A 3,816-nucleotide genomic window follows, 5' to 3' on the forward strand; every position below is an offset into this window, starting at 1 on the left:
GGGCGGCCTCGCGGACGGCGTTGGCGAGGGCTTCGAGGTCGTCACCGCTGGGCCGGGCCGGGGCGGAGGCGTCGAGGAGGCGGACGACCTCCCAGCCGCGCGGCGCGGTGAGGCGCTCGGAGTGCTCGGCGCACAGGTCGTAGCAGTGGGGTTCCGCGTAGGTCGCGAGGGGTCCGAGGACGGCCGTCGAGTCGGCGTAGACGTACGTCAGCGTCGCGACGGCGGGTCGGCCGCAGGCGGTGCGCGAACAGCGACGTACAGGGCTCACGACGTTGGACGGTACCGCACTCTTGAGCGGGCCGCGACGACTCTCCACCAGGTCACTCCACCGTGTCGTGCTGTGAAACCGCGCACATGCTGTTCCTGTCATACCCCGCTGACCTGCGTGAACACCAGTTTTCGGCCGGTGGTCGAGGAACGGAACCGGTCACGGGTCGGTGCAAACCCCACCAATAGCCATGAGATCGGCGGTCTCGGAGAGATGCCGAATCGAGCCCAACCTTGGCTGGAATGGTCATCCTGCGACATGGGGACGAGCGCGGTACGGCGGCCTGAGCGGGGACTACGCTTCAGTAGTGATGGAGAGCCCCGTACCGCCCCGTGCCGCAGGCCCCGGGCCCCGCCGCCGTGACCGCCACGGGCGGGGCATGCGCGGCCCGATCGCGCCGCCCCAGGTGCCGCTCGCCGCGAGCCGTGCCGAGCAGTTCGCCGATCTCGTGCAGGACTCGGTGGAGCGGCTTGAGCGGCGCTGGCCGCAGCTCGCGGACATCGACTTCATGGTCCTGGAGGTACCCCAACTGGACGGCCCCGGCGGTCCGTGGAACGACGAGGCGGTGCCGCTCGGCGGGGTCGCCCCGGCGGCGGGGGCCCGCCGCGCGCGGGTCGTCGTCTACCGGCGGCCGGTGGAGATCCGGACGAAGGGGCGCGACGAACGCGCCGCCCTCGTCCACGAGATCGTCGTCGAGCAGGTCGCCGAACTGCTGGGCCTCACGCCGGAGACGGTCGACCCGCGGTACGGCGAGGACTGACCCCCTCAGCACACACCCTCAGCGCACGTCGAGCGGGTCGAGGACGCCCGGGACGGGGCCGTCGACCCGGTCGCCGAGGATCGTGTCGATGACGTCGACGGTCTGCTCCCAGCCGGTGACGGCGATGCTGGGGACGCCCATCGCGCGGACGGGGTAGTCGTTGCCGCCCTCGTCGAGGCGGTCGCCGACGAACAGGACGTCCTCCTTGGGGAGTTCGAGGAACTCCAGGAGGCGCTGCATGCCGTACGCCTTGTCGATGCCCTTCTTCGTGACGTCGATGGACGTCGAGCCGCCGCTGCGGACCTCAAGGCCGGGCAGGCGGGCGGAGGCGTACTCCCACAGGGCGCGGCGGCGGGAGCCGTCCGGGTCCCAGGCGGCCTTCTCCTGGTGGGGGGCCTGCTGGCCGAGCGCGGAGAAGGTGACCTGACTGCCTCGGTCCTCGATGATGTCGCCCCAGGTCTTTTCCGCCCACAGGCCGAGCGACTTGGCGCCTTCGGTGAGGACCTCGATGATCTGCGCCTTCTCGTCCTCGGCGAGGTTCTCGCAGTAGACGTCCTGCCAGGCGCCGTCCTCCCAGCGGAGGTAGCGCGTGCCGCAGGTCGGCATCAGGTGCAGCCGGGTGGCGAGTTCAGGGGTGAGCGGCAGTTCCTCCAGCACCTGGGCCTGGAACTGCTCGTAGCGGCCGCCGGAGATGATGCAGACGGGCTTCTCGGCGAGCAGGCGCAGCAGGCGCTCCGTCATACGCGGGGCGATCTTCGATTTGGAGAGGGCGAGCGTGTCGTCCAGGTCGAACACGACGATGCGAGCCGACGGTGCCAATGCGAGGTCCTTTTCCTTGTGCTGCCTGCGGGGCCGCGCTTTTTGCCCGGAATCCGTATCCTCCGTAAATCGGAAGAAGGCGTCAAGGCGGGTCCGCACGGGCCCCCGCGGCGTGGTCAGTTGAGGATCGAGAGGTCCTGCGTGCTGTCCGGGACGGCCACCGTGCCCCGGTCGTCGGGGAGGGTCTGGGTGGTGAATCCCGGGGTGTCCTCGTCGGTGGAGACGAGGGTGCGGGAGGCGTAGACGGGCCCTCCGGAGAGGGTCTCGACGGTCAGCGCGTACGTGCCCTTGAGGCCGGCCGGGACCGGGAGGGCGACGTCCTGGGTGGTGCCCGCCTTGATCGTGTACGTCTTGGAGGCGGCCGTGCCTCCTTCGGTGCCCGCCGACGCGGTGACCTTGACCTGGGCGCCGGCTTTGGGCGCGGTGATCGACAGGGTCGTCCCCTTGGCGGTGTTGCCGAGGACGGACGCGCGCGTGCCGACGGGGGCGGTGGCCGGGATGAACGACGTCTCCTGGCTGTTGCCCTTGCCGCGCGTGACGCGGACGGCCGCGACGAACGGGGTGGAGACGTCCCCCGGGGACAGGATCAGCGAACCGGCCTCCCCGCGCGTGACGTCGCCGAGGTCGGCGGAGGCGGTGCTGCCGGCCTTGATGTGGAGCGACTCGTGCCCGGCGGGCGTGATGAGGCCGTTGGTGGAGGCGAGCTGGATCTTCACGTCGGCGTCGGAGTCGTCCGGGGTGAAGGCGACGAGGCGGACGGCCGTGGCGTCCTTGGGGATGCCGGGGATGACCAGCGTGTTCGCCGGGTCGGTGGAGGCGGTGAGCCAGTCGCCGCCGAGTTTGTCGTCGAGGGCCTGGACGGCGGCGCCGACGCGTCCGCTGCGGACGTTCACGTGGAGGGTGACGTCGTCGAGCTTCTCGGTCGTCAGCGTCGACAGGAGGATCGGCTCGCTGGAGTGGGCGGGGACGGTGATGCCGTCGCCCACGGAGGACTCCAGGGTGCCTTCGGGGCCGTACAGCTCGACGTCGACGACGGCCGCCGCGTCGTCCGGGTTGGTGAGGTGGAGATAGTCGGTGCGGTCGGCGGCGGTGCTGGTGCCGGGGAACCAGAACTCGGTGTCCGGGGGGCCGCAGGTGACGCCGAGGAGGCCTCGGCCGGTGCCGGCGGCGACGCCGGTGGTGGCCTGGAGGGTCCAGCCCGGCGCGTACTTGCCCTCGGCGGTGCCGGTCAGGGCGGGCGCGCTGCCGCCGGTGACCTCGCCGGTGACGGGCTTGCCGGGGGCGCCGGGGGTGAGGGGGGTCTTGCCGGCCGGTTTCGGCTTGCCCTTCTGCGGCTTCTGCGGGGCGCTCGCGGCGCCCGCGGCCTCCGTGACGCCCGCGAGCGTCGCCTTGCCGTCGCCGCCAGTGCCTTCGGTGACCGGGGTGAAGGACGTGTACTGCGTGTCGGCGAGGTCGGAGGTGCTGGGCGCCGGGCAGACCAGGGCGGTGCGCTCGACGGGCAGCCGGGACGCCGCTGTGGCCGCGCCGGTGCCGGCCTGCGCGGGTTCCTGGACGACGGCGAAGGCGGTGACGGCGGCGAGCGCGGCCGTCCCGGCGATCAGGGACACGGTGGTGCGTTTCACTGCTGGCTCCCGTCGGGGCGCTGGTACGGCTGCTGCGCCTGGTCGTAGCCCTGCTGGTAGGAGGGGTCGTAGGGCTGCTGGTTGCCGTAGCCCTGGTCGTACGGCTGCTGCTGTTGCTGCTGCTGGCCGTCGTAGCCGTAGGGGTCGTACTGGCCCGCCTGGTACGGGTCGTACTGGGCGCCGTTCTGGTCGTAGCCCTGGGCGGGGTACTGGTACTGCTCGGCGCCCGCGTACTCGGGGGTGTCCCACTCGCCGTACGGCTGCTGCTGCGGGACGGCCGCCGGGGGTGCCTCGGGGTGCGGGCCGTCCGCGTCCGGGGTCTCCTCGGCCTCCGCGCGGTCGCGCAG

The 3,816-nt window shown here is 72.1% G+C and carries 5 protein-coding genes; 1 reads left to right on the forward strand and 4 read right to left on the reverse strand.

The features are described 5' to 3' along the window. On the reverse strand, positions 1-316 hold a 316-nt coding region (locus tag ACVNF4_RS33600), incomplete at its 3' end, for a DUF3499 domain-containing protein (protein WP_461806657.1). 262 nt (positions 317-578) lie between these two features. On the opposite strand from ACVNF4_RS33600, the gene ACVNF4_RS33605 reads away from it, so the two are divergent. Then, a complete protein-coding gene (locus ACVNF4_RS33605; protein WP_461806658.1) occupies positions 579-1,028 on the forward strand; it encodes a metallopeptidase family protein in 450 nt (149 codons plus the stop codon). Between the two features lie 18 nt (positions 1,029-1,046). Here the strand turns inward: ACVNF4_RS33605 and ACVNF4_RS33610 are convergent, their stop codons facing one another. The 3 genes from ACVNF4_RS33610 to ACVNF4_RS33620 all read right to left on the reverse strand — a co-directional run. Further along, positions 1,047-1,847, reverse strand: a complete 801-nt coding sequence (locus ACVNF4_RS33610) for an HAD-IIB family hydrolase (protein ID WP_461806659.1) — start codon at positions 1,845-1,847, stop codon at positions 1,047-1,049. 116 nt (positions 1,848-1,963) lie between these two features. Next, the gene (locus ACVNF4_RS33615) at positions 1,964-3,469 is read right to left on the reverse strand and encodes a DUF5719 family protein (protein WP_461806660.1); all 1,506 of its coding nucleotides are present in this window, start codon (positions 3,467-3,469) and stop codon (positions 1,964-1,966) included. Continuing rightward, positions 3,466-3,816 (reverse strand): hypothetical protein (locus tag ACVNF4_RS33620; protein WP_461806661.1); only part of this gene is annotated, 351 nt, incomplete at its 5' end. The genes ACVNF4_RS33615 and ACVNF4_RS33620, both read right to left, overlap by 4 nt.

This window comes from Streptomyces sp. S6 (assembly GCF_054880855.1).